Raw genomic sequence first — 26273 nt, 5'->3', positions numbered from 1 at the left:
GAGTTATCGTCAGGTTTCCGTTTCCTGATGACAGACGTTGAATGATCCAGAGGAGTAAGGTTTGACCACTAACGCGCGTCGTGTCGTATTTTTTGATTTGGATGGTACGTTGCACCAGCAGGACATGTTCGGCAGTTTCCTGCGCTATTTGTTGCGTCGCCAGCCTCTCAACGCGCTGCTCGTGCTGCCTCTTTTGCCGGTCATTGCCGGCGCGTTGCTGATAAAAGGGCGCGCAGCGCGCTGGCCAATGAGTTTGCTGCTGTGGGGCTGCACCTTCGGGCACAGCGAAGCGCGGCTGCAGACGCTGCATGCAGACTTTGTGAGCTGGTTTCGGGAAAGCGTGACGGCGTTTCCGCTCGTCCAGGAACGTCTGACAACCTATCTGCTCAGTTCAGATGCCGATATCTGGCTGATTACCGGTTCGCCGCAGTCGCTGGTGGAGCAGGTGTATTTTGATACGCCGTGGCTGCCGCGGGTCAATCTTATCGCCAGCCAGATGCGGCGCGGCTATGGCGGCTGGGTGCTGACGATGCGCTGTCTGGGACATGAAAAAGTGGCGCAGCTTGAGCGTCAAATCGGTACGCCGCTGCGTCTGTACAGCGGCTACAGCGACAGTAAACAGGACAACCCGTTGCTCTATTTTTGCCAGCATCGTTGGCGCGTCACGCCTCGCGGAGAGCTCCAGCAACTGGAATAGTTGAAAGCATAGCTACTGTGTATAATGCGGCCCGCTATGATTACCGGAGTATCCCTTTTGTCAGACGTTGAATTTAGCCACGAATACTGGATGCGTCATGCGCTTACCCTCGCAAAGCGTGCCTGGGACGCGAGAGAAGTGCCAGTCGGGGCGGTACTGGTGCATAACAACCGCGTGATTGGCGAAGGCTGGAACCGCCCGATTGGTCACCACGATCCGACCGCGCATGCGGAGATCATGGCGCTCCGCCAGGGCGGACTGGTGTTACAGAATTACCGGTTGATTGACGCCACGCTGTACGTAACGCTGGAGCCGTGCGTCATGTGCGCAGGGGCAATGGTGCATAGCCGTATTAGCCGCGTGGTGTTTGGCGCCCGAGATGCCAAAACCGGCGCTGCCGGTTCACTTATTGACGTGCTGCACCATCCGGGAATGAATCATCGCGTAGAGGTTATCGAAGGCGTGCTGCGCGATAAGTGCGCGACGCTGCTCAGCGACTTCTTTCGCATGCGTCGTCAGGAAATTAAAGCCCTGAAAAACGCATCACGCGCTCACCTTTCATCCGACTAGGACGCGGTCAATTTACTCTGCGTCCTTTTTCTGCGGCAGGCGCAGCAAGGAAGGGGCATCCGCCAGATAGCCGGAGGACGCTTGTGACAGGAAGGAGGAGAGCGGCAGCGACTGCTTGCTGAATTCCGCAGGGGATACCACGGGATATTCTTCCGCCAGCCTCATTTCTTCCGCGACCCGTTTCTCTTTCTCCTGCAAATAGCCCACTAAACTGATCTGATACTTGCGGATATTTTCGACGTAGGCGTACGCTTCGTGACCGCGGGCGTAGCCATAGGTCAGCTTACTGTAATATGGCTTCTGGCTGAGCAGTGGCAGACGCTGCTTCACGTCGGTCCAACTGTCAGGGTTCCCTTTGGTTTTCGCCGTCAGCGTTCGCGCGTCGAGCATATGCGCATAGCCCATATTATACGCCGCCAGCGCAAACCAGATGCGCTCATCCTTTGGCACGGTTTCCGGCACCTTGCTCATCATGTCCTGTAAATACCGCGCGCCGCCGCTGATGCTCTGCTCCGGGTCGGTACGATCGGTAAGACCCAGACTTTGGGCCGTGTTTTTGGTCAGCATCATCATGCCGCGAACGCCGGTCGGCGAGGTAGCCTGCGGATCCCAGTGCGATTCCTGCCAGGCGATCGCGGCGAGCAGACGCCAGTCAATTTCCTGAGCATACTTTTCAAATAAGGGTTTCAGGTCGGGCAGCATGGCCTCAACGGCGCGCAGGAAGGTGCGGGTATCGACATAGTCGAAATCGTCGCCGTGGCCGAGATACTTCTCTTCCAGCCTCGCCAGCGAACCGTCATCATTGATGCTGTTGAAGAAATCGAGCAGGGCGGCTGATAACGTATTGTCATCGTCCAGTTGGCTAAACCAGGTGACCGGCTGTTCGTCAGTGACATCCAACGCGACCGCCAGTTCCGGATGTACGCGCTGATAAAGGCTGATGGCGACAGAGTCGGCAATGGTGTAATCCAGCTTACCGGCAAGCACGGCGTCCAACAGCTCCGTGGTGCCTTTTCTGTCTTCGATTCGCCAACTGAGTTGAGGAAATTTTGTCTCTTTCAGCGTCTGTAAATCATTAACCACCACATGGCCGGGAGCGATAGTCAGCTGGCTTTCCGTCACGCTGCCCAGCGTACGCGGACGATACTGGCCCACTTTGTAGACCAGCTGCTGCGAGACGGAGTAATAGGTCGGGCCGGGCTGGTAATTTTTAACCCGTTCGCTGTTATAGACCAGTCCGGCAGCCAGCAGGTCGGCATCGCCGTTATCCAGGTCATCGAACAACTGACTGATGTTCTGGCGTACGGTAATCTTCAGCTTCACCCCCAGATAGTTGGCAAACTGTTCCGCCAGCTCATAATCCAGCCCGTAGGGCTTACCATTAAGCGTTGAATAGGTCAGCGGCGAGTTAATGGTGCTCACGCGCAGCTCTCCCCGCGACTGGATCGCCGCGATACGACTTTCAGCTTTACCGGACCAGGGAATAGAGGGCCAAAGCGCGGCGGCCAACAACAGCGTCAGGATGCCGATGAACAGATAATTAATCTTTAATTTTTTCAATTAGTTAATTCTCTGTACCGTGCGTTGCCTCAGTGTAGGAAAAGGAATAGTAAGACCAGGAGTATTTATCAGTGAGCGGCATTTTGCTTAAACTTGCGTCAGTTGGCAACTAATTAGAACGATTGGCCGCACCGTCTGGCAAAAATTGACGCCAATTTTATTTCGACGCAAACGGTTTCGTCGGCGGCGCAGATTCTTTATAATGACGCCCGTTTCCCCACTTGGGCACACCGAAAGCTTAGAAGACGAGAGACTTATGATGGAAATTCTGCGTGGTTCGCCTGCACTGTCGGCATTCCGTATCAACAAACTGCTGGCGCGCTTTCAGGCTGCCAACCTCCAGGTCCACAACATTTACGCCGAGTACGTCCATTTTGCCGATCTGAACGCGCCGCTGAGCGAAGATGAGCAGGCGCAGCTTGCTCGCCTGCTGAAATATGGCCCGAGCCTGAGCAGCCATACGCCGGAAGGCAAACTGCTGCTGGTAACGCCTCGCCCCGGCACCATCTCCCCCTGGTCTTCCAAAGCGACGGATATCGCCCACAACTGCGGTCTGCAACAAATCGATCGCCTGGAGCGCGGTGTGGCTTACTATGTTGAAGCCTCCACGCTGACCGCTGAACAGTGGCAGCAGGTCGCCGCAGAGCTTCACGATCGCATGATGGAAACGGTTTTTTCCTCATTAAACGATGCGGAAAAATTGTTTATCCATCACGAGCCCGCTCCGGTCGCCAGCGTCAATTTGCTGGGCGAAGGCCGCCAGGCGCTGATCGACGCCAACCTGCGTCTCGGCCTGGCGCTGGCGGAAGACGAAATCGACTACCTGCAGGATGCGTTCACAACGCTGGGGCGCAACCCGAACGATATCGAGCTGTACATGTTTGCCCAAGCGAACTCCGAACACTGCCGCCACAAAATTTTTAACGCCGACTGGGTGATTGACGGCGAGCCGCAGCCGAAGTCGCTGTTCAAAATGATTAAAAACACGATGGAACACACCCCCGACCACGTGTTGTCTGCCTATAAAGACAACGCGGCGGTAATGGAAGGTTCTGACGTGGGACGTTATTTTGCCGACCATGCCACCGGGCGCTATGACTTCCACCAGGAAGCGGCGCATATCCTGATGAAGGTCGAAACCCATAACCACCCAACGGCAATCTCGCCATGGCCGGGGGCGGCGACCGGTTCCGGCGGCGAGATTCGCGATGAAGGCGCAACCGGACGCGGCGCGAAGCCAAAAGCGGGGCTGGTGGGCTTTTCGGTCTCTAACCTGCGCATTCCTGGCTTTGAACAGCCGTGGGAAGAAGATTTCGGCAAGCCTGAGCGCATTGTGACCGCGCTGGATATCATGACCGAAGGCCCGCTGGGCGGCGCGGCGTTCAACAACGAATTTGGTCGTCCGGCGCTGAACGGCTATTTCCGTACCTACGAAGAAAAGGTCAACAGCCATAACGGCGAGGAGCTGCGCGGCTACCATAAACCGATCATGCTGGCGGGCGGGATCGGCAACATCCGCGCGGATCATGTACAGAAAGGCGAGATCAACGTTGGCGCGAAGCTGATCGTTCTCGGCGGCCCGGCAATGAATATCGGCCTCGGCGGTGGGGCTGCGTCGTCAATGGCGTCCGGCCAGTCTGACGCGGATCTCGACTTTGCTTCCGTGCAGCGCGACAACCCGGAGATGGAGCGTCGCTGCCAGGAGGTGATCGACCGCTGCTGGCAACTGGGCGAAGCTAACCCCATTCTCTTTATTCATGACGTTGGCGCGGGCGGTCTTTCTAACGCCATGCCGGAGCTGGTGAGCGACGGCGGGCGCGGCGGTAAGTTCGAGCTGCGTGATATTCTCAGCGACGAGCCGGGCATGAGCCCGCTGGAAATCTGGTGTAACGAATCCCAGGAGCGTTACGTGCTGGCGGTTGCCGCCGACCAGCTTCCGCTCTTCGACGAACTGTGCCGTCGCGAACGCGCGCCGTACGCGGTCATTGGTGAAGCGACGGAAGAAAAACACCTGTCGCTGAATGACCGTCACTTTAACAACCAGCCGATCGATCTGCCGCTTGACGTGTTGCTCGGCAAAACACCGAAAATGACCCGCGATGTTCAGTCCCTCAAAGCGAAAGGCGACGCCCTGAATCGCGGCGGCATCACGCTTGCCGACGCCGTGAAGCGCGTTCTGCATTTGCCAGCCGTCGCGGAAAAAACCTTCCTGGTGACCATTGGCGACCGCACCGTTACCGGTATGGTTTCCCGCGATCAGATGGTCGGCCCGTGGCAGGTGCCGGTAGCGAACTGCGCGGTAACGACCGCCAGCCTCGATAGCTACTATGGCGAAGCGATGGCTATCGGCGAACGCGCGCCGGTGGCGTTGCTCGACTTCTCTGCTTCCGCGCGTCTGGCCGTTGGTGAAGCGCTGACCAACATCGCCGCGACGCAGATCGGCGACATCAAACGCATCAAGCTTTCCGCGAACTGGATGGCGGCTGCCGGTCACCCCGGTGAAGACGCCGGTCTGTATGAAGCGGTAAAAGCGGTAGGCGAAGAACTTTGCCCGGCGCTTGGCCTGACCATTCCGGTAGGCAAAGACTCCATGTCGATGAAAACCCGCTGGCAGGAAGGCGGCGAACAGCGTGAAATGACCTCGCCGCTGTCGTTGGTGATCTCCGCTTTTGCCCGCGTAGAGGACGTACGTCATACCGTTACGCCTCAGCTCTCGACCGAAGACAATGCCCTGCTGCTGATTGACCTCGGTAAAGGACACAACGCGCTGGGCGCCACCGCGCTGGCGCAGGTGTACCGTCAGCTTGGCGATAAACCAGCGGATGTGCGCGACGTGGCGCAGCTGAAAGGTTTCTACGACGCGATTCAGGCGCTGGTGGCGCAGCGTAAATTGCTGGCCTACCACGACCGCTCTGACGGCGGTCTGCTGGTGACGCTGGCGGAAATGGCCTTTACCGGCCATTGCGGTCTCCAGGCCGATATCGCCACGCTGGGCGGCGACCATTTGGCCGCGTTATTTAACGAAGAACTGGGCGCGGTGATCCAGGTGCGTGCGGCGGATCGTGAGGCGGTTGAAGCGCTGCTGGCGCAATACGGCCTCGGTGACTGCGTCCATTATGTCGGTCAGGCCGTGTCGGGCGACCGTTTCGTGATTAATGCTAACGGCCAGACGGTGTTCAGCGAAAGCCGGACCACGCTTCGCGTCTGGTGGGCAGAAACCACCTGGCAGATGCAGCGCCTGCGCGACAATCCGGAATGCGCCGACCAGGAGCACGACGCGAAAACCAACGACGCCGATCCGGGCCTGAACGTGACGCTGACGTTTGATCTTAATGACGATATCGCCGCACCGTACATTGCCACCGGCGCGCGTCCGAAGGTCGCCGTCCTGCGCGAGCAGGGGGTGAACTCCCACGTTGAAATGGCCGCCGCGTTCCATCGCGCGGGCTTTGACGCCATCGACGTGCACATGAGCGATCTCCTCGGCGGTCGCACCGGACTGGGCAACTTCCAGGCGCTGGTGGCCTGCGGCGGTTTCTCTTACGGCGACGTGCTGGGCGCAGGGGAAGGCTGGGCGAAATCCATTCTGTTTAATCATCGCGTGCGCGATGAGTTTGAAACTTTCTTCCATCGTCCGCAAACCCTGGCGCTTGGCGTATGTAACGGCTGCCAGATGATGTCGAACCTGCGTGAACTGATCCCGGGCAGCGAGCTGTGGCCGCGCTTTGTGCGTAATCAGTCGGACCGTTTTGAAGCGCGCTTTAGCCTGGTGGAAGTGACGCAAAGCCCGTCGCTGCTGCTACAGGGGATGGTCGGCTCGCAAATGCCTATCGCTGTGTCCCACGGGGAAGGGCGCGTCGAAGTACGCGATGAGGCCCATCTTGCCGCGCTGGAGAGCAAAGGTCTGGTGGCGCTGCGCTATGTCGACAACTTTGGCACGGTGACGGAAACGTACCCGGCAAACCCGAACGGCTCGCCAAACGGCATTACCGCGGTCACGACGGAAAACGGTCGTGTGACCATCATGATGCCGCACCCGGAGCGCGTGTTCCGCACGGTCAGTAACTCCTGGCACCCGGAAAACTGGGGCGAGGACGGCCCATGGATGCGTATCTTCCGCAACGCGCGTAAGCAGCTAGGCTAAGCCGTTGCCTGTTGAATAGCCTCTTCACAAAGAGCCCGGTATATTTACCGGGCTTTTTAGTGGGTGTCGCGAATTTACGACAACACAGCCAGGTGAGTGTCGTCAAAAGGAGACGCTTAACCTATTGATTTTTATAGCGGTATAAAGGTTGTGCTTAAGGTGTTGCTAATCAGCGACACTTGGGGTGAAAAATAAGCAATGCAGGGCGCGGGCTTATTTTACATAAATATCATGAAATTCAGTGTGTTAACAAAATGTTTTATTTGTTGGCACAGTTACTGCATAATATTCACCAGTGGCTCATTCACCTTCTTATGTCAGCCCCTTCGGGACGTGCTACATAAACTTCGAATGACGCACAACAAGGTGCCTGCCGTCCAACTTCTGATAATAGCGTTGCTTTATCAACCATCGGGCGAAACGTCGAGTTAGGCACCGCCTTATTCCATAACAAAGCCGGGTTTTACCCGGCTTTGTTGTATCTGACGTTTGCCTCAGTTAGCATCCTCTTATTCCTGTTTGGCGAGAGTAACGCATTGAAGCGCTGGTCTGTTTTCCCCCGTTCATTACGACAGTTGGTAACGCTGGCATTCCTGCTGATCCTGTTACCGCTGTTGGTCCTTGCCTGGCAGGCGTGGCAAAGCCTGAACGCCCTGAGCGCGCAGGCGGCGCTAACCAACCGTACGACGCTTATCGATGCGCGCCGCAGCGAGGCAATGACCAACGTAGCGCTGGAGATGGAGCGCAGCTACCGCCAGTATTGCGTGCTTGACGATCCAACCCTTGCCAGGGTGTACCAGAGCCAGCGCAAACGCTACAGCGAAATGCTCGACGCCCACGCCGGCGTATTGCCAGACGATAAGCTGTATCAGGCGCTGCATCAGGATCTGAACGATCTGACGCAGTTGCAATGCCGTAACAGCGGGCCGGATACCGCCGCTGCCGCGCGTCTGGAAGCCTTTGCCAGCGCCAATACCGAGATGGTGCAGGCCACGCGTACCGTGGTTTTCTCGCGCGGGCAACAGCTTCAACAGGAGATTGCCGAACGCGGCCAGTTCTTCGGCTGGCAAGCGCTGGTGTTGTTTCTGGTCAGTCTTGCAATGGTATTGCTGTTTACGCGGATGATAATCGGGCCGGTAAAAGGCATAGAGCGAATGATCAACCGGTTGGGGGAAGGGCGGTCGCTTGGCAATACCGTCACTTTTACCGGACCGCGCGAGCTTCGTTCCGTAGGGCAGCGTATCATTTGGCTGAGCGAGCGGCTGTCCTGGCTTGAGTCTCAGCGCCATCAGTTTTTGCGTCATCTTTCCCATGAACTGAAAACGCCGCTCGCCAGCATGCGGGAAGGGACGGAACTGTTGGCCGATCAGGTGGTGGGCCCCTTGACGCCGGAGCAAAAAGAGGTGGTCGGCATCCTCGACGACAGCAGCCGCAACCTGCAAAAACTGATTGAACAACTGCTCGATTATAACCGTAAGCTGGCGGACAGCCCCGTTGAGATGGAAAGCGTTGAGATTGAACCTTTGGTTGATATGGTCGTTTCCGCTCACAGTTTGCCTGCTCGCGCTAAAATGATGCATACCGCGGTTGAGCTGTCAGCTGACCGCTGTCTGGCGGAGCCGATGCTGTTGATGAGCGTGCTGGATAATCTTTATTCCAATGCGGTGCACTACGGAGCCGAATCCGGTAACATTCGTATCAGTAGCCGTTTCCAGGGAAACCGGGTTTACATTGACGTCTGCAATACCGGTACGCCAATTCCCGAAGCGGAAAAGACCATGATTTTCGAGCCTTTTTTCCAGGGAAGTCATCAACGAAAAGGGGCCGTGAAGGGCAGCGGGTTGGGGCTGAGTATCGCCAGAGATTGCATTCGCCGTATGCAGGGCGAACTGTATCTTGTCGAGGACTCTGCGCAAGCGGTTTGCTTCCGAATCGAATTGCCGCTTTCTGCATCGAAAAACGACTAAACAGATAAGTCTGGTAACTATGCCACACGTTTTTTTTCACATTTTTCAACGAATTCTGTCCCGTCGGGTCATCCTGGCGGGAATACCCTGTCTGGCGCTGCTGGGCTGTGTACCGCAGGCGGTAAAACATGACGCGGGCGAAACGGCGCAGGATAACCTGCCTACGACTCAACTGGCGGATTATCTGTCGGTCGACTGTACCGATATCTGGGCGCTGCATGGCCCGGTGACCGATACCAATCCGCTGTACTGGCTGCGCGCCATTGACTGCGCCGATCGTTTGATGCCGGTACAGTCGCGCAATGAAGCCCGAATGCTGAACGACGACAGCTGGCAAAACGCCTTTAAGCGCGGCGTGCTGCTGGCGAACGCCAAAATCACGCCGCTGGAGCGTCGCGACACGATCTCCCGTCTTGACGGCGTCAGTACCCTGATCCCCTCGCAGGTGCGCCCGCTTTATCAAATCTGGCGCGACGGACAGGCGCTCCAGCTTCAGCTTGCTGAAGAGCGCCAGCGCTACAGCAAACTGCAGCAAACCAGCGACAGCGAACTTGATACGCTGCGCCAGCAACAACAGCACATGCAGGCGCAGTTAGATCTGACGACGCGCAAACTGGAAAACCTGACGGACATCGAGCGCCGGCTTTCCAGCCGTAAGCCTGCCGGAAGTTACAATCCTGACGCGGGACACAGCGAAGAGAAAGCTGCCGCGCCGGTTCCGTCCGACGATGAGGTATCGCCATGATAAGCCGTAAACCAGCGCATTTACTGCTGGTCGATGACGATCCGGGCTTGCTTAAACTGTTGGGTATGCGTCTGACCAGTGAAGGCTACAGCGTGGTTACAGCAGAGAGCGGAGCCGAAGGACTGCGCGTGCTAAACCGTGAAAAAGTGGATTTGGTGATTAGCGACTTACGCATGGATGAAATGGACGGGATGCAACTGTTCAGCGAAATCCAGAAGGTGCAGCCCGGCATGCCGGTGATCATCCTTACCGCCCACGGGTCGATCCCGGACGCGGTCGCCGCAACGCAAAAAGGCGTGTTCAGTTTTCTCACTAAACCGGTCGATAAGGACGCGCTGTACCATGCTATTGATGAAGCACTGGAACAGTCCGCCCCGGCGACCGACGACAGTTGGCGTGAGTCAATCGTTACCCGCAGCCCGCTCATGCTGCGTCTGCTGGAGCAGGCGCGGATGGTGGCTCAGTCTGACGTCAGCGTGCTGATCAACGGGCAAAGCGGCACCGGGAAAGAGATCTTCGCCCAGGCGATCCATAATGCCAGCCCGCGCAGCAGTAAACCGTTTATCGCCATTAACTGCGGCGCGTTGCCGGAACAACTGCTCGAGTCGGAGCTGTTTGGTCACGCGCGCGGGGCGTTTACCGGCGCGGTCAGCAACCGCGAAGGGCTGTTTCAGGCCGCAGAAGGCGGGACGCTGTTCCTTGATGAAATTGGCGATATGCCCGCGCCGTTACAGGTGAAGCTGCTGCGCGTGTTGCAGGAGCGCAAGGTCAGGCCGCTCGGCAGCAACCGCGACATCGACATTGATGTGCGTATTATTTCGGCTACCCACCGTGACCTGCCGAAAGCGATGGTGCGCGGCGAGTTTCGTGAGGATCTGTACTACCGCCTCAACGTGGTGAGCCTGAAGATCCCGGCGCTGGCCGAACGGACGGAAGATATCCCGCTGCTGGCGAATCATTTGCTGCGTCAGTCGGCGGAGCGGCATAAACCGTTTGTGCGCGCCTTTTCCACCGATGCGATGAAGCGCCTGATGACCGCCAGCTGGCCGGGTAACGTCCGGCAACTGGTGAACGTCATTGAGCAGTGCGTGGCGCTGACCTCGTCGCCGGTGATCAGCGACGCACTGGTCGAGCAGGCGCTGGAAGGCGAAAACACCGCGTTACCGACCTTTGTCGAAGCCCGTAATCAGTTCGAACTGAACTATCTGCGTAAACTGCTGCAAATCACCCGAGGCAATGTGACCCATGCGGCGCGCATGGCGGGACGCAACCGGACGGAGTTTTATAAATTGCTCTCACGTCACGAGCTTGATGCCAACGACTTTAAAGAGTAGCTCCCTACCAGGACGCACGCTATGATACGGTTAGCAACCGGTTACGCGATTAAAACAGGAACACCATGAAAAAGATTGATGCGATTATTAAACCCTTCAAACTGGATGACGTGCGTGAAGCGCTGGCTGAAGTCGGCATCACCGGGATGACGGTAACAGAAGTGAAAGGCTTTGGCCGTCAGAAAGGGCATACCGAGCTGTATCGTGGCGCGGAATATATGGTCGATTTTCTGCCGAAGGTGAAAATCGAAATCGTCGTGCCGGATGACATCGTGGAAACCTGCGTCGATACCATCATCCGTACTGCGCAGACTGGCAAAATTGGCGATGGTAAGATTTTTGTCTTCGACGTGGCGCGGGTTGTACGCATCCGTACTGGCGAGGAAGACGACGCGGCCATTTAAGCCGCGTCTGCCTGTAGGCTGGCGCAGTGCCTGATGGCGCGGCGCCTGTCAGGCCTGCGGGTTTTTCCGCTGTGCGTTACAGCACTTTATGCGGACCAAAACATTCGTAATGAATGTTTTCGTTTTTCACGCCCATTTCCACCAGTTGCTTCGCGGCAAACTGCATAAACCCGACCGGACCGCACAGATAAAACTGCATAGCCGGATGGGTTAGCGATGCTTTCATCGCCGTCAGGTCCATCAGCCCTTCACTGTCAAATGCCGCTTTTGCGCGATCGGCCTCTGTCGGGATGCGATACCAGGTGTGCGCGGTAAAGTGCGGCAGCGTATTTCCCCGTTCACTCACTTCATCGACAAACGCATGCACATCGCCGTTTTCCGCCGCGTGGAACCAGTTAACCTGGGCGCTGTGTTTCGCTGTTGCCAGCGTATCCAGCATCGCCAGCATTGGGGTCTGACCGACGCCTGCGGAGATCAGCGACACTGGCGTGTCCGTTGGGACCTGCATAAAGAAATCACCGGCAGGCGCGGCTAAATGCACTACGTCGCCGACGTTTGCATGGTTATGCAGCCAGTTAGACACCTGCCCGCCGTCTTCGCGCTTCACGGCAATCCGGTAGCCTTTGCCATCCGGCTTGCGGGTCAGCGAGTACTGGCGAATCTCCTGGTGCGGAAAACCTTCCGGCTTCAGCCAGACGCCCAGATATTGACCCGGCTGGTAGTCGGCCACCGCGCCGCCATCGACGGGTTCAAATTCAAAACTGGTAATCAGCGCGCTGCGTGGGGTTTTCGCGACAATACGGAATGGTCGTGTCCCTTCCCAGCCGCCGGTTTTACGGGCATTTTCACGATAGATTTCCGCTTCGCGGTGAATAAACACATTCGCCAGCACGCCATAGGCTTTACCCCACGCATCCAGCACATCCTGACCCGGGCTGAACATTTCATCCAGCGTGGCTAACAGATGCGTGCCGACGATGTTGTACTGCTCCGGTTGGATCTGGAAGCTGGTGTGTTTCTGGGCGATCTTTTCCACAGCAGGCAGCAGCGCGGGCAGATTCTCAAGGTTGCTGGCATAGGCGGCAATGGCGTTAAACAGCGCTTCACGCTGATCGCCATTGCGCTGGTTGCTCATGTTAAAGATTTCTTTGAGTTCGGGATTATGGGCAAACATGCGATCGTAAAAATGGGCGGTCAGTTTGGGACCCGTTTCGACCAGCAGGGGAATGGTGGCTTTTACAGTGGCGATGGTTTGGGCGTCAAGCATACGGTCTTCCTTTATCTGAATCTTTAATGATGTATGTCAAATGCATCTTATAAAAAATACCCCTGCTTTGTAAATGGTTCTTTGTGACTTTGCGTTGCAAAAGTTACAACGTGAAAAATCTGCATCACAAACCTGAAAAGAAATCCGTTGAAAACCGTAAAGTCTTCATTCGGCAAAGCCTTATAGAATGCCGAGGTAATCGTTTGCGTAAAATCCTTTGTCAAGACCTGTTATCACAGAATGATTCAGTTATACTGTTGGCCGTTGTCCAACAGGACCGCCTAATTAAGGCCAAAATTTTATCGTTAGCTGAGTCAGGAGATGCGGATGTTAAAGCGTGAAATGAACATTGCCGATTATGATGCCGAACTGTGGCAGGCTATGGAGCAGGAAAAAGTACGTCAGGAAGAGCACATCGAACTGATCGCCTCCGAAAACTACACCAGCCCGCGCGTCATGCAGGCGCAGGGCTCTCAGCTGACCAACAAATATGCTGAAGGGTATCCGGGCAAGCGCTACTACGGCGGTTGTGAATATGTCGATATCGTTGAGCAACTGGCGATCGATCGCGCGAAAGAACTGTTCGGCGCTGACTACGCTAACGTACAGCCGCACTCTGGTTCTCAGGCTAACTTCGCGGTTTACACCGCGCTGCTGCAGCCGGGCGATACCGTACTGGGTATGAACCTGGCGCAGGGCGGCCACCTGACTCACGGCTCCCCGGTTAACTTCTCCGGCAAACTGTACAACATCGTGCCTTACGGTATTGATGAGTCCGGTAAAATTGACTACGAAGAGATGGCGAAGCTGGCGAAAGCGCACAAACCGAAAATGATTATCGGTGGTTTCTCTGCTTACTCCGGTATCGTTGACTGGGCCAAAATGCGTGAAATCGCCGACAGCATCGGCGCGTATCTGTTCGTCGATATGGCGCACGTTGCGGGCCTGATCGCCGCAGGCGTTTACCCGAACCCGGTTCCGCACGCGCACGTTGTGACCACCACCACCCACAAAACGCTGGCGGGTCCTCGCGGCGGCCTGATCCTGGCGAAAGGCGGTGACGAAGAACTGTACAAAAAACTGAACTCCGCCGTGTTCCCGAGCGCGCAGGGCGGCCCGTTGATGCACGTTATCGCGGCGAAAGCGGTAGCGCTGAAAGAAGCGATGGAGCCAGAATTCAAAGTTTACCAGCAGCAGGTTGCGAAAAATGCTAAAGCGATGGTGGAGGTGTTCCTGAGCCGCGGTTACAAAGTGGTCTCCGGCGGGACTGAAAACCACCTGTTCCTGCTGGATCTGGTTGATAAAAACCTGACCGGTAAAGAAGCCGATGCCGCGCTGGGTCGCGCCAACATCACCGTAAACAAAAACAGCGTACCGAACGATCCGAAGAGCCCGTTTGTGACTTCCGGTATCCGTATCGGTTCTCCGGCTGTCACTCGCCGTGGCTTTAAAGAAGCGGAAGTGAAAGAGCTGGCGGGCTGGATGTGTGACGTTCTGGACAATATCAATGACGACGCGGTGATTGAGCGCGTGAAAGGTAACGTTCTGGATATTTGCGCACGCTTCCCGGTTTACGCGTAATTCACTGCGAATGCCGGATGGCGGCGCATGCCTGACCATCCGGTCGCGATGTTATGCCGGGCGTCACTCTGATGCCCGGTTATCTGAATAAAATGCCCTCACGCTTCCCTCGCCGCCGCGGCGCTCCGGGTCAATCTCGCTCAACTGCGATTCAACGTATAAATAGCCAATACCCATAAGCTGCTGCGCGCGGCTCAACGTGCCAAAGCCGATCCGCGTCGCTTTCGCCCGCGGATTATCGCCATGGTCGAAAGGATTAAATCCGGTTTGCTGGCGTAAGGTATTTAGCCAGCTTTCGCCAAAAGCACAGCTACGCCCGTATAGCCAGATCTGGTTAATATTGAGGATATTAAGGAAGTTATAAAGGCTTAATCCGATGGCGTTCGCCGCATGTTCCACCCATGCCTGAATACGCACGTCACCCTGCCGCCATGCTTCAATCAGTCTGTCCGTGGTTAGCCTCTCCGGATCCAGCTCGGGTATGGGTTGCGTTTTCATCCACACCCTCGCCTGTTTTTTCAGCGCGCTCAGCGAGGCCACGGTTTCCAGGCAACCGTAGCGACCACAGTCGCAGGCGACGCCGTCCGGATGAATAATGGTGTGTCCTATCTGTCCACTGCCGTACAGGCTGCCGCGCCAGATGCTGTCATTGATGACAAAGGAAGAACCAATCCCATAATCGACGTTAATCACGCAGAAATCTTCATTGGCCGCCGGGTTTTGCCATTTCTCCGCCAGCGCCAGCATCACGCAGTCATTATCAAGACGAACCTGCACGCCAAGCATTTCTTCCAGGAGATATTTTATCTCTACCGGGGTTTTCCACGGTGCCTGCGGCATGGTTTTCGACGCACCGGTAATCGGGTCAACCTGACCGTGCACGCCCAGCGCCAGATTAAGGGTGATCTCAGGATAGCGCTGCTGGTACACGCGCCAGTGGCGGGCTATAGCGCTGAGCAAGTCTTTCGGCGTGGCGGCATTGATTACCTCGTGCCGCCAGTCGCCGACGGCGACCAGACGGGCGTCCGCCAGTTGGCTGGTGAGGCTGGTCGGCGTCACGTTCATACAGAGCGTCCAGGCCCCGCGTTCGGGCAGGTGAAAGCTTCCGTTGCTCAGACCTCGCTGGCTCAGCGTTTCTCTGGAGTGGCAGAGCCGTCCCTCATCCACTAACTCCTGCAGAATATTGCTCACTGCTGGAATCGACAGGCCGGTCATTTGCGCCAGCTGCGACTTGCTGAGCTGTTTCTCACGCCATAAATGCGCCAGAAAGAGCTGTTTGTTTGCCTGCCGGACCCGCGCATTGTTGTAGCCTAAATGGCGCATACACTTAACTCCCTTAACTATATTGCGTGAGCGTTGCGCATTTTAACGCCAGTTAACTGTACCACAATAGCCTTAAGTCGATATTTTACTTTTATTCATTGAGTGGAGGCAGCATGTACGGTTCAGTTAAGGTCTGGCAGGAAACCTTATCACTTCCGAGCTGGACGGTGGGGGAAGAAGATCCAAACCCCATGTTTCTTGAAAAGCGCGTCTACCAGGGCTCTTCCGGCGCCGTGTATCCGTATGGCGTTATTGATACGCTGACCGGCAAACGTGAGATGCGTGAGTATCAGGCCGTGTGGATGGAGAACGATTTTATCCGCGTCATGCTGCTACCGGCGCTGGGTGGACGTATTCATCGCGCTTACGACAAAGTGCGGGCGCGCGATTTTGTCTATTACAACGAAGTGGTGAAACCCGCGCTGGTCGGCTTGCTGGGGCCGTGGATCTCCGGCGGCATTGAGTTTAACTGGCCGCAGCACCACCGTCCCACCACCTTTATGCCGGTGGATTTCACCGTCCAGGCGGGTGAAAACGGCGAACAAACCGTCTGGATGGGCGAGGTGGAGCCGATGCGCGGTTTGCAGGTTATGGCTGGTTTTACGCTGTATCCGGATCGCGCGCTGATTGAAATCACCGGTAAGGTATTCAACGGCAACGCGACACCGCGCCATTTTTTGTGGTGGGCTAACCCGGCGGTGAAGGGGGGGGATGATCATCAGAGCGTATTTCCGCCGGACGTGACGGCGGTATTTGACCACGGCAAGCGCGACGTTTCTGCTTTTCCGATCGCCACCGGCACCTACTATAAAGTCGATTACTCGGCGGGCGTGGATATCTCCCGCTACAAAAACGTGCCGGTTCCGACCTCCTACATGGCGGAAAAGTCAGACTATGACTTTGTCGGTGCCTGGCATCACGGTGAACGTGGTGGCCTGTTGCATGTGGCCGATCATCACGTTTCACCGGGTAAAAAACAGTGGACCTGGGGATACGGCGATTTTGGCGTCGCCTGGGATCGTAACCTGACCGATGATAACGGCCCGTATATCGAACTGATGACCGGCGTTTTCACTGATAACCAGCCGGATTTTACCTGGCTTGCGCCTTATGAGGAAAAGGTGTTCGTCCAGAACTTCCTTCCTTACAGCGAACTGGGCATGGTACAGAATGCCAGCACCGATCTGGCGCTCCGTCTGGTGCGTGAAGACGGCGCTCTGTCGGTTGGCGTTTACGCCATCGCGCCGCTGCATGAGGCGCGAGTGACGCTCAGCGCAGAGGGCGCGCCTTTTTATGAAACCACCCTGACGCTGGCACCGGGCCAGAGCTGGATGACACGGATCGTGGAAAACGGCCCGGACCGGATCACGATGACGGTAAGCCATCCTGATGGACGGGAATGGCTGAAATACGAAGAACACATCGCCGGGGAGGTTCCCCTGCCGTCGACAGCAACGGCGCCGGCGATGCCGGAAGCGCTCTCCAATACCGATGAGCTCTACTTTATTGGTCAGCACCTGGAGCAATACAACCATGCCAGCCGTTATGCCGAGGATTACTATCGTCGGGCGCTGGAGGTGGATCCGCTGGATTATCGCAACAACGTCGCGCTGGGTACGCTGGCGCTAAATCGCGCGGACTGGACGCTGGCGGCACAGTGTGCGAGCGCCGCGTTGACGCGGGCGCACAAGCTCAACAAAAACCCGCGTGACGGCGAAGCCAGCATGTTGCTTGCCGCCGCGCTGGAGCGGCAGGGGAATTTCGACGCGGCATGGGATCACTACTTTAAAGCGAGCTGGAGCGGGAACTGTCGGGATGCCGCGTTCTGGTCGCTGGCGCGAATAGCGATGCGGCGGGGAAATTACGCGGACGCGCTGGACAAAGTCAATCAAAGCCTGCGCGTTAACGGTAGCAACAACCTGGCGATGGGGTTAAAGGCGCTGGTGTTGGCGAAGCTGGGCCGAGAAGCTGACGCGCTGACCTGGATCGATCAGCAGCTTCGCGATTATCCGCTCAGCTACGCGCTGCACTATGCGCGCTGGGCGGTGAGCCGCGACGAGTCAACGAAAGATGCGTTGATTGCCATCACGGGACGACGCGGTACTAACGCCTGTGAGTTGGCGGGCTGGCTGCTCTCCTGTGGTCAGCAAGACGCTGCGCGCGACGTGCTGGCGCTGTTGGACAGCCAGGAAACGCTGCCGCTGCTTTGGCGCGCATCCCTGAGCGATAACCCGCAGTCGTTGATTGATCGGTCACGCGCCTGTCTGCACAACCGGGTGCGCTTCCCGAATACGCTCGACGAAGTGCAAATGCTGCAAACGCTACCGGACAGCCCGTGGGCGCAATATTTACTCGGCTGCTTCTGGTACAGCAAACGCCGTTACGATGCGGCGCTGGCCTGCTGGCAGTTCACGCTTGCGCAGGAAGCGGATTTCGCACCGGTGCATCGTCTGCTAGGCATCTACGCATGGAATAAACAGCAGGATGCCGTACTGGCGCGACAGTACCTTTCGCAGGCGGTGGCGCTGGAGCCGGACAACGCCCGTTTCCTGTTTGAACGGGATTACCTCGACAAACTGCTGGCTACCCCTGCTGCACAGCGTCTGCAACAGCTGGTCTCCCGCCAGTCCGTTGTTTTTCAGCGCGACGATCTCACTGTGGAATTGCTCAGCCTGTGGAACGGACTGGGCGACTACGAGGCGGCGGCGAAGGTCCTGCGCGAGCGGGCATTCCATCCCTGGGAAGGGGGCGAAGGGAAGGCGACCGGCCAGTACCTGATCAACCAGATGCATCGGGCGCTGGCGGCGATCGGCGAAGGCGCGTACCAGAATGCGGTCTACCTGCTGCAACAGGCGCTGAGCTATCCGCATAACCTGGGCGAGGGGCGTTTGCCGGGGCAAACGGATAATGACATTTGGTATCTGCTTGGCTACTGCGCGCAGCAACAGGGGCATCACGACGAGGCGCAGCGCTATTTTGCGCGAGCGACGCGCGGCGGCAGTTCGCTTGATGCTGGCCGCTATTATAACGATCAACCGGTGGATTACTTGTTCTGGCAGGGCATGGCGCTGAAGGCGCTGGGCGAGCATCACGCTGCGGAGCGGTTGTTCCAGAGCTTCCTGCATTGGGTTGAAACTCAGCGCGACAACGTGCCAGAGGTGGACTTCTTCGCCGTTTCGTTGCCGGATCTGGTGGTGCTTGATACGCCCGCGGCGGCGAAGCACCAACAGCACTGTCTGTTTATCACCGCGTTAGGGCATTTGGGGCTGGGCAATCTTACCGCCAGCCAGCTGGCGTTCGACGCATTACTGCAGGCGAATCCGGCGCATGACAAAGCGCTGCTCCTGCGCCACGCCATCCCCCTGGCGTTATGGAACTAAACCCTGAACCGGTGGTGGAAACACCACCGACAACCTCCTGTTCCCTGCGTTTCCCTGAAAGAGGAATCAACATGAATAATGCGCAGACACACCTGAATATCGGCTACGTCTGGACCATTTGTCTGGTTGCGGCCTGCGGCGGTTTATTGTTTGGCTATGACTGGGTGGTCATTGGTGGGGCAAAGCCCTTTTATGAAGCGTACTTTTCCATTACCGATCCGGCGCAGTCCGGCTGGGCAATGAGTTCCGCGCTGGTGGGCTGTATTTTTGGCGCGCTGATTTCCGGCTGGTGCGCCGATAAGTTCGGTCGCAAAATGCCGCTGATCCTCGCGGCCATTCTGTTCAGCGCCTCGGCATGGGGAACCGCCGTTGCCCATAATTTCGATATGTTTGTTATTTACCGCATCGTCGGCGGTATCGGGATCGGTCTGGCCTCAGCCCTGAGTCCACTGTACATCGCCGAGGTCAGTCCGGCGGAAAAGCGCGGTCGCTTTGTGGCGGTTAACCAGTTAACTATTGTGATCGGCGTGCTCGCGGCGCAGCTGATCAACCTGCTGATCGCCGAACCCGTCGCGCCAGGCGCGACGCAACAGGCCATCGTGGAAAGCTGGAACGGTCAGACCGGCTGGCGCTGGATGTTTGGCGCCGAGCTTGTTCCGGCGCTGGCGTTTCTGGTGCTGATGTTTTTTGTTCCGGAATCGCCGCGCTGGCTGGTGAAGGCGGGGAAACCGGAGCGGGCGCGCGCGATGCTACAGCGGATTGGCAGTACGGAGTACGCCGGGCAGACGCTGAAAGAGATTGAACACTCCCTGCGTAAAGATAGCCATAAAGTCGCCTGGTCGACGCTGCTACAGCCGCAGATCAAGCCGATCGTGGTTATCGGGATGGTGCTTGCGGTGTTCCAGCAGTGGTGCGGGATCAACGTGATCTTCAACTATGCCCAGGAGATCTTCGCCTCTGCGGGCTTCGACATTAACGGTACGCTGAAATCCATCGTCGCCACCGGCATCATTAACCTGGTGTTTACGCTTGCCGCGCTGCCGCTGGTCGACAAAATTGGTCGACGCAAACTGATGTTGTTTGGCGCATCCGGTCTGACTGTCATCTATGTGCTGATTGCGGGCGCGTATGGCATGGGGATCATGGGCTGGCCGGTGCTGGTTCTGGTACTGGCGGCGATCGCGATCTATGCCATGACCCTTGCCCCGGTAACCTGGGTGCTGCTTTCCGAGATTTTTCCCAACCGGGTGCGCGGTCTGGCGATGTCGCTGGGGACGCTGGCGCTGTGGATCGCCTGCTTCCTGTTGACGTATACCTTTCCGCTGCTCAATGCCGGACTCGGCGCGGCAGGCAGCTTCCTGCTCTATGGCGTGATTTGCGCGATGGGTTTTCTGTACATCCTGCGTAACGTGCCGGAGACCAAAGGCGTGACGCTGGAAGCGCTGGAAGAACAGTTGGCGGCTAAACAGCTGAAAACCAGCCCGTCGGCGCAGCAGAAAAGCGCACGCTCATGAGCACCGCGCTGACGCTGCAAAACGCGCATCTGCGGATGCGCGTGGATCCGCAAGGAGGCAGGCTGCTGACGCTGTTTTCGTTACCACATCAGCAGCCAGTATTGTATACAGGCGACGGCGCGGGTGGGCTGTTTCCCATGTTGCCGGTGGCTAACCGTGTGGCGGGAAACCGTTTTTCCCAGCGCGACGGCGTCGTTCAACTGCCCTTGCATGATGCTGACCCCACGTTCTGGCTGCACGGAGACGGCTGGCGTCAACGCTGGGAGGTGGCCGACGCTGGCGATCAGCACTGCGTTTTGCGTCTGCGAAGCCAGCACCCCTGCGGCTACGATTATTGGGCCACCTTGCGTTACGCTCTCGACGGCGCAACGCTGGCGGCGCAGCTCTCGATAACCCATCAGGGTCAGCGACCGATGCTTTACGGCTGTGGATTTCATCCCTGGTTTGCTTTTGACGCGCAAAGTACAGCGCAGTTTTCCGCCAGCGGCTACTGGCCGGAAGGGGAACAGCACCTGCCGTTGGCCTGGCGCAGCGACATTCCGCCAGAAGCGGATTTTAGCCGGGCGCATAATGGCGCGGATCGCTGGCTGAATGTGGGCTATTCCGGCTGGGGAGGACGGGCGGTCATCCGACATAGCGTGATGAAGATCACGCTTTCAGCGCAAACTCCCTGGCTGATGCTGTTCAGAATGCCGGGTCGGTCATTCCTCTGCCTTGAGCCGCAGTCGCATCCGGTTAACGCCCACCACATGCCGGGGCAGCCGGGATTACGTGTATTAAGTGCGGGAGAAGCGTGCCGTTTTGCACTGCAAATCCGCGTTGATTAAGGCAAAAAAGAGGTTATCCCGCTGTTAATGTTCACTTGCGTCAGCCTGCGTTTATCGCCAGACTATCGCCTCCAAACGGGAGGGAATCATGGTCTTGCACTCCACGCGCTGGCTGGCGCTCGGTTACTTCACCTATTTTTTTAGCTACGGTATTTTCTTACCTTTCTGGAGCGTCTGGCTTAATGGCGCCGGGTTAACCCCCGAAACCATCGGTTTGCTGCTGGGCGCCGGACTGATCGCCCGTTTTCTTGGCAGCCTGTTGATTGCCCCCCGGGTCAGCGACCCGTCGCGGTTGATTTCAGCGCTGCGCATCCTGGCGTTGCTGACGCTGGTGTTCGCGCTGGCATTCTGGGCGGGCGCCCACGTGGCGTGGCTGATGGTCGTGATGGTCGGCTTTAACCTTTTTTTCTCCCCGCTGGTGCCGTTAACCGATGCGCTGGCAAACACCTGGCAAAAACAGATCACGATGGACTATGGCCGGGTGCGTCTGTGGGGGTCAGTCGCCTTTGTGATCGGCTCGGCGCTAACCGGTAAGCTCGTGAGTCTGTTTGATTATCGGGCGATTCTGGTAATGCTCACCCTGGGGATTGCATCCATGCTGCTCGGTATGCTGCTGCGTCCGAGCGTGCCGCCGCAGGGAGAAAGCCGCCAGCAGGAGAGCGCCGGATGGCCAGCGTGGCGAGCGTTGGTGACCCAGAGCTGGCGCTTTCTGGCCTGCGTCTGCCTGCTGCAAGGGGCGCATGCCGCTTATTACGGTTTTAGCGCGATTTACTGGCAGGGGGCCGGGTATTCGGCCTCGGCGGTAGGGTATTTGTGGTCGCTTGGCGTCGTGGCGGAAGTTGTCATCTTCGCTCTTAGCAAAAAGCTGTTCCGCCGCTTTAGCGCCCGCGACCTGTTGCTGCTTTCTGCCGTCTGCGGCGTGATTCGCTGGGCGCTGATGGGCTGGACCACCGCGCTGCCGTGGTTGATTGTGGCGCAGATCCTGCACTGCGGCACGTTTACCGTATGTCACCTGGCCGCGATGCGCTATATCGCCGCGCGGCAGGGGAGTGAAGTGATTCGCCTGCAGGCGGTCTATTCCGCGGTGGCGATGGGCGGCAGTATCGCCATCATGACGGTCTTTGCCGGATTCCTCTATCAGCATCTGGGCAACGGCGTGTTCTGGGTGATGGCGCTGGTGGCTCTGCCCGCGATGGCGCTGCGGCCAAAAGTAACGGCTTCAGCCTGACTCCAGCATTTTGCGGATCTGCTGTTGCTGGTGCGGCGTTAACGCCTCCGCCGCGTGTATCAGCGGCGGTGAAAACAGGGGCAGCGGCGTGGTGTAAGGCGTGACGATCAGCGCGACGCCGCGCGGCGACCCTTCCTGCTGAAATGTCCGCATCGGCACCGGTTTGATATTTAACGGCAGTAGCGTCAGTTCGCGAAGCTGCTGTTCTATCTGTTGCTCCAGCATGCGGTTATCGCCGGTCAGTAAGAGGATCTGCTTTTCGTGTAGATCATTTTCCTGCATCAACCACGCGCCGAAAATCACCGCCACCAGACCCGTCTCTTCTTCGGAAAACGCAACGCCGTATTCCTCTTCAAAACCGCGCAGAGCCTCGCGGGTGGTGCGCATCAGGCGCGGATAAAGACGCGCGAATTCATCCGGCAGGGTGTTATCAATACCGATCGAGAACAGACTGCGGTTCAGCGCCTGGGCAAGGTGAATGTATAACTGATCGTTCAGCCCTTGTTCATCGTTGAACCGCACCGCGCCCAGTTCGCGAAAGCGCAGCACCAGACGGGCGATGGCCAGCCGTAGCCGCCGGTTTTGCTGATGGTTGTCGCGGATCGGATCGGGCAGGCGCACCATCGAAAACAGCAGCGCCATAAACAGCGACTCCGTGAGCGGCGCATCCTGTCGCACGCGTCGCTGCCAGTGGCGCCCAATTTCCTGGGCGAGCTGATATTCGGCGCAGGTTTGCACCCAGCGCTGCTGGATCGGATTAAATTCCGGCGCAATGCCCGCGTGATGTTGCAAAAGGCAATACTGCAAATAGAGGCGTAAAAACTGCACGTCGCGACTCTCGAACGGCTTTTGCAGACGGCGGGCGCAGAGGTTGATCAGCGCGTGAAGGTTGGTGTCATCGTAGAGCGTGCGCAGGATCCCCCGCTGCTTCAGCTCGCGCTTGAGGGCGGGCGAGAAGTGCTGGGAAATAAAATTGGGGCATAACCGTAAGCCGCGTCTCAGCCAGTGCAGCAGGCAGAGGCGCTGATCGAGCGCTGTACCTTCGATCCGGTAGCAACCGTCAGGGCCAGAAATGATGCTCAGTCGATGATAGCGCTGGATCTCACGTCCCGTTTCGGTGACATCTTCGCGGGCAAGCCTATCATCGACGCCATTAAGCGCGCTGAATGTTTCCGCGGTGGCAATTTGCCCTGGCTGGAAAAGCGTCAGCAAGACCTGGCAACGGCGCTGGGGAGCAGAAAGTACAGATGGCGGAGCAAGCGTTGGCATCATCTGTCGAACCTCCCGAATGTATGTTTGATAAGAATAGCTAAAGTTTTTCCATAATAATTACGAATGAAATGCTTTAGGTCAGGATTGCTGAGGAAGGTCACAGAATTTTTCACGTACAGGGCGTCAGGAAGGAGTGAAACGCAGCGCCTGAAGCGCATTTTTTGCTTTTTTATCGTTCGGTTGTCTAAAAGACGCCCCGCCGATGCCGGCGGAGCGGGAAACGCTAACGCGTCTGGCGTAACGTTAATCCAACGTCGCCACCGGGATGCACCGACAACAGCGTCTCTTTTGAGTAACCACTTTCGCTCATCAGGCAGGCGCAGGCGGCGTCGAAAATGGCGATGACCAGCATAATCGAAGTGGTCGCCAGCATGTTTAGCGGGTCGGCTTCACGCTTAACGCCTGTTGAAATCACCAGCCGGGCGGCGCGGGCGATGGCGGAGTCAGCGTTTTCGGTGACGCTGATAATCGGTACATTTTTCGCCGCGAGTCCTGGCAGCAGGCGCGTTAGCTCATCTGAGTTCCCGCCGCGAGAGATCATAATGACCAGATCGTCCGCGTCCAAAAAACCCAGGTCGCCGTGCGCGGCGTCGGTGGCGTTAAGGTAGATCGCCGGACGTTCAACGCAGGCCAGCATATGGGCGATTTTTCGCGCTGCGATGCCGGAGGTGCCGACGCCCGTGACGGCGATTTTCCCCCGGCAAGCGCGTAGCGCCGCCATTAACGCCTGCCACTGCGCCTCGCTCAGATGATCGGCCAGTCCGGCCAGCGCCTCGCTATACAGCGTCCAGGTGGCGGTGGCCTGTTGCCATGCGCGGCTCATGACGCCGCCTGCATCAGTTGGCGGTACTTCATATGATCCTGATACATTTCATGAAACACCTGATATTTACGGTCGTAATACTGTTTGATGCGGTTGGTCTGCGGGGTCACCGTTTTGCCAATCCGGCTCATCGCCGACATCGCTTCCGGGAAGCTCTCAAAAACGCCCGCCGCGATCGTGCCCATCATGGCGCCGCCCAACAGCATCGCCTCGCTCTCTTCCGGCAACAGCATCGCGCAGCCGGTGGCGTTAGCGTGTTCCTGCACGAAGACGGGATTCTTGGTGCCGCCACCGCTGGCCATAATGGTGTCGATACTGTAACCGCTCTGGTTCATGGTCTCGATGATATGGCGTGTCCCCAACGCGATGGCCTGAATGGTGGCCAGATACTGTAGCGCCATATCTTCCGGAGTCCGCGATAGTTTCAGCCCGCTTATCGCCCCGGTGAGGGTGGGGTTGGCGCGCGGCGAACGGTTACCGTGGAAGTAGGGGAGAATATGTATATCGCGGGTTAAAAAGGCGATGTTCTCCGGCTCGCCCGCCATTTTTCGCAGCAGCGCGTTGAGCACTTCATAAATAGTTTGGTCCTGCGACGTAGCCTGCGCCAGTAGCGTTTCGTAGCACGGGTGTGACTGAATAATATGATCGATTAACGCGCCGGTGGCGGATTGTCCGCCTTCGTTAAGCCAGTATTCCGGTAGCACCGCTGAGTAGTACGGTCCCCAGACGCCGCTGATAAAGCGCGGTTCTTTAGAGATCGCCATATGGCCGGTCGAGGTGCCGCCAATCAGGGCGATCCGGCGATCGAAATCGGCCACATCGCCCGACACGCCGCTGGCGCCCAGGGTGCCGAGCGTACCGGCATGGGCGTCGATGATCGACACGCTCACCGCCGTGCCCGGAATCAGTCCCATTTCGCTGGCGGCGCGCTGGCTCAGACCGTGACCCAACGGTTCGCCCATCGTTTTAACATAGCGGCCAATTTTGGCGGCATCGTGTTCCAGCAGATCTTCAAGGCCAATTTCGCGGAAGTAGCTGGCATCCCATTTGTCCTCGTGGCCCATATAGGTCCACTTGCAGACCGTGGAGCACAATGAACGGGTGTCGTCGCCGGTGGCGCGCCAGGTCAGGAAATCAGGCAAATCAAAATAATAGCCCGCGTTGGCCCAGGTGTTCGGCATGTGCTGTTTCAGCCACAGCAGCTTTGGGGTCTGCATTTCCGGTGAGATAATACCGCCAACGTAGTCCAGCACGCGGTGGTGCAGGGCGTTGATGCGTTCCGCCTGGGTGATGGCGCGGTGATCCATCCAGACAATAATATTCTGCTCGCTGCGCCCCGACGGGCTAACGGTCAGCGGTTGTCCCTCTTTGTCGAGCACCACCAACGAACAGGTCGCGTCAAAGCCTAACCCCTTGACCTGAATAGGGTTGATATCTGACTGATTAATGGCATCGCGAACGGCGTTGCACACCGCCTGCCAGATATTGTCTGACGACTGTTCGACGAAATCGGCCTGCGGACGATAAATCTCAATCGCACGGCTGGCTTGTCCAACCATTCTGCCGTTGAGATCAAACACCCCTGCGCGGGCGCTACCGGTTCCTACATCCACACCAATAAAATAACTCGCCATCAT

Annotated in this window: 17 protein-coding genes and 1 pseudogene; 12 read left to right on the top strand and 6 right to left on the bottom strand. The window is 57.5% G+C overall.

Translation table 11 applies throughout. The annotated features are described in order from the left end of the window. Positions 1–61 precede the first annotated feature (61 nt). Both yfhb and tadA read left to right on the top strand, forming a co-directional pair. Positions 62–697: a phosphatidylglycerophosphatase C gene (gene yfhb, locus CSE01S_RS18260; protein WP_042291490.1), complete on the top strand. Its 636-nt coding sequence runs from the start codon at positions 62–64 to the stop codon at positions 695–697. A gap of 24 nt (positions 698–721) precedes the next feature. Beyond that, positions 722–1267: a tRNA adenosine(34) deaminase TadA gene (gene tadA / locus CSE01S_RS18255; RefSeq protein WP_042291488.1), complete on the top strand. Its 546-nt coding sequence runs from the start codon at positions 722–724 to the stop codon at positions 1265–1267. A gap of 12 nt (positions 1268–1279) precedes the next feature. Here the strand turns inward: tadA and mltF are convergent, their stop codons facing one another. After that, complete coding sequence (gene mltF, locus CSE01S_RS18250; RefSeq protein WP_042291485.1) at positions 1280–2827, bottom strand: membrane-bound lytic murein transglycosylase MltF; 1548 nt, start codon at positions 2825–2827, stop codon at positions 1280–1282. Positions 2828–3083: 256 nt separating this feature from the next. On the opposite strand from mltF, the gene purL reads away from it, so the two are divergent. The 5 genes from purL to glnB all read left to right on the top strand — a co-directional run bounded on the left by purL (position 3084) and on the right by glnB (position 11421). Then, a complete protein-coding gene (gene purL / locus CSE01S_RS18240) occupies positions 3084–6971 on the top strand; it encodes a phosphoribosylformylglycinamidine synthase (RefSeq protein WP_042291482.1) in 3888 nt (1295 codons plus the stop codon). A gap of 536 nt (positions 6972–7507) precedes the next feature. Then, entirely contained in the window at positions 7508–8938 is a 1431-nt protein-coding gene (gene qseE, locus CSE01S_RS18235) for a two component system sensor histidine kinase QseE/GlrK (protein ID WP_042291729.1), read from the top strand. Between the two features lie 19 nt (positions 8939–8957). Continuing rightward, positions 8958–9683, top strand: coding sequence for a two-component system QseEF-associated lipoprotein QseG (gene qseG / locus CSE01S_RS18230; protein ID WP_042291479.1), 726 nt, complete (start codon positions 8958–8960; stop codon positions 9681–9683). Continuing rightward, positions 9683–11017 (top strand): two-component system response regulator GlrR, encoded by a 1335-nt coding sequence (gene glrR / locus CSE01S_RS18225; protein ID WP_304501882.1) that lies wholly within the window; start codon positions 9683–9685, stop codon positions 11015–11017. The genes qseG and glrR overlap by 1 nt, the downstream gene beginning before the upstream one ends. A gap of 65 nt (positions 11018–11082) precedes the next feature. After that, positions 11083–11421 carry a nitrogen regulatory protein P-II gene (gene glnB, locus CSE01S_RS18220; protein ID WP_012906673.1) on the top strand — a complete coding sequence of 113 codons (339 nt, stop codon included), beginning with the start codon at positions 11083–11085 and terminating at the stop codon, positions 11419–11421. A gap of 76 nt (positions 11422–11497) precedes the next feature. On the opposite strand, the gene hmpA is transcribed toward glnB, so the two are convergent. Beyond that, positions 11498–12688, bottom strand: a complete 1191-nt coding sequence (hmpA, locus tag CSE01S_RS18215; RefSeq protein ID WP_042291473.1) for an NO-inducible flavohemoprotein — start codon at positions 12686–12688, stop codon at positions 11498–11500. Positions 12689–13015: 327 nt separating this feature from the next. Between hmpA and glyA the strand changes: the two genes are divergently transcribed. Next, positions 13016–14269 carry a serine hydroxymethyltransferase gene (glyA, locus tag CSE01S_RS18210; protein WP_042291470.1) on the top strand — a complete coding sequence of 418 codons (1254 nt, stop codon included), beginning with the start codon at positions 13016–13018 and terminating at the stop codon, positions 14267–14269. Between the two features lie 132 nt (positions 14270–14401). On the opposite strand, the pseudogene CSE01S_RS18205 reads toward glyA, so the two are convergent. Beyond that, positions 14402–15592: pseudogene (locus tag CSE01S_RS18205) on the bottom strand (ROK family transcriptional regulator); the annotation flags it as partial. A gap of 113 nt (positions 15593–15705) precedes the next feature. On the opposite strand from CSE01S_RS18205, the gene CSE01S_RS18200 reads away from it, so the two are divergent. The 4 genes from CSE01S_RS18200 (at position 15706) to CSE01S_RS18185 (ending at position 22541) form a co-directional block, all read left to right on the top strand. Then, positions 15706–18972 (top strand): DUF5107 domain-containing protein, encoded by a 3267-nt coding sequence (locus CSE01S_RS18200; RefSeq protein WP_042291466.1) that lies wholly within the window; start codon positions 15706–15708, stop codon positions 18970–18972. A 71-nt stretch (positions 18973–19043) separates the two neighbouring features. Continuing rightward, the gene (locus CSE01S_RS18195; protein WP_042291464.1) at positions 19044–20486 is read left to right on the top strand and encodes a sugar porter family MFS transporter; all 1443 of its coding nucleotides are present in this window, start codon (positions 19044–19046) and stop codon (positions 20484–20486) included. After that, complete coding sequence (locus CSE01S_RS18190) at positions 20483–21313, top strand: aldose 1-epimerase (RefSeq protein WP_042291460.1); 831 nt, start codon at positions 20483–20485, stop codon at positions 21311–21313. The genes CSE01S_RS18195 and CSE01S_RS18190 overlap by 4 nt, the downstream gene beginning before the upstream one ends. Positions 21314–21401: 88 nt before the next feature. Beyond that, positions 21402–22541, top strand: a complete 1140-nt coding sequence (locus CSE01S_RS18185) for a 3-phenylpropionate MFS transporter (protein ID WP_042291457.1) — start codon at positions 21402–21404, stop codon at positions 22539–22541. Here the strand turns inward: CSE01S_RS18185 and csiE are convergent. From csiE to CSE01S_RS18170, 3 genes are all read right to left on the bottom strand, one after another. Further along, a complete protein-coding gene (gene csiE, locus CSE01S_RS18180; RefSeq protein WP_042291454.1) occupies positions 22533–23813 on the bottom strand; it encodes a stationary phase inducible protein CsiE in 1281 nt (426 codons plus the stop codon). The genes CSE01S_RS18185 and csiE overlap by 9 nt on opposite strands. 223 nt (positions 23814–24036) lie before the next feature. Then, the gene (locus CSE01S_RS18175) at positions 24037–24636 is read right to left on the bottom strand and encodes a KpsF/GutQ family sugar-phosphate isomerase (protein WP_042291452.1); all 600 of its coding nucleotides are present in this window, start codon (positions 24634–24636) and stop codon (positions 24037–24039) included. Continuing rightward, complete coding sequence (locus CSE01S_RS18170) at positions 24633–26270, bottom strand: FGGY-family carbohydrate kinase (RefSeq protein ID WP_042291448.1); 1638 nt, start codon at positions 26268–26270, stop codon at positions 24633–24635. Before CSE01S_RS18170 ends, CSE01S_RS18175 begins: the two co-directional genes overlap by 4 nt. Positions 26271–26273: the final 3 nt, after the last annotated feature.

The sequence above is a fragment of the Citrobacter sedlakii NBRC 105722 genome, from assembly GCF_000759835.1.
GTDB lineage: Bacteria > Pseudomonadota > Gammaproteobacteria > Enterobacterales > Enterobacteriaceae > Citrobacter_A > Citrobacter_A sedlakii.
This window is presented reverse-complemented; position numbering and strand designations above follow the sequence as displayed.

Bases quoted from the DNA above. Each gene is read 5' to 3' on its own strand.
- tadA (WP_042291488.1), top strand. From the start codon at position 722: ATGCGGCCCGCTATGATTACCGGAGTATCCCTTTTGTCAGACGTTGAA.
- purL (WP_042291482.1), top strand. From the start codon at position 3,084: ATGATGGAAATTCTGCGTGGTTCGCCTGCACTGTCGGCATTCCGTATC.
- qseG (WP_042291479.1), top strand. From the start codon at position 8,958: ATGCCACACGTTTTTTTTCACATTTTTCAACGAATTCTGTCCCGTCGG.
- glnB (WP_012906673.1), top strand. From the start codon at position 11,083: ATGAAAAAGATTGATGCGATTATTAAACCCTTCAAACTGGATGACGTG.
- hmpA (WP_042291473.1), bottom strand. From the start codon at position 12,688: ATGCTTGACGCCCAAACCATCGCCACTGTAAAAGCCACCATTCCCCTG.
- glyA (WP_042291470.1), top strand. From the start codon at position 13,016: ATGTTAAAGCGTGAAATGAACATTGCCGATTATGATGCCGAACTGTGG.
- CSE01S_RS18200 (WP_042291466.1), top strand. From the start codon at position 15,706: ATGTACGGTTCAGTTAAGGTCTGGCAGGAAACCTTATCACTTCCGAGC.
- CSE01S_RS18195 (WP_042291464.1), top strand. From the start codon at position 19,044: ATGAATAATGCGCAGACACACCTGAATATCGGCTACGTCTGGACCATT.
- CSE01S_RS18190 (WP_042291460.1), top strand. From the start codon at position 20,483: ATGAGCACCGCGCTGACGCTGCAAAACGCGCATCTGCGGATGCGCGTG.
- CSE01S_RS18185 (WP_042291457.1), top strand. From the start codon at position 21,402: ATGGTCTTGCACTCCACGCGCTGGCTGGCGCTCGGTTACTTCACCTAT.
- csiE (WP_042291454.1), bottom strand. From the start codon at position 23,813: ATGATGCCAACGCTTGCTCCGCCATCTGTACTTTCTGCTCCCCAGCGC.
- CSE01S_RS18175 (WP_042291452.1), bottom strand. From the start codon at position 24,636: ATGAGCCGCGCATGGCAACAGGCCACCGCCACCTGGACGCTGTATAGC.
- CSE01S_RS18170 (WP_042291448.1), bottom strand. From the start codon at position 26,270: ATGGCGAGTTATTTTATTGGTGTGGATGTAGGAACCGGTAGCGCCCGC.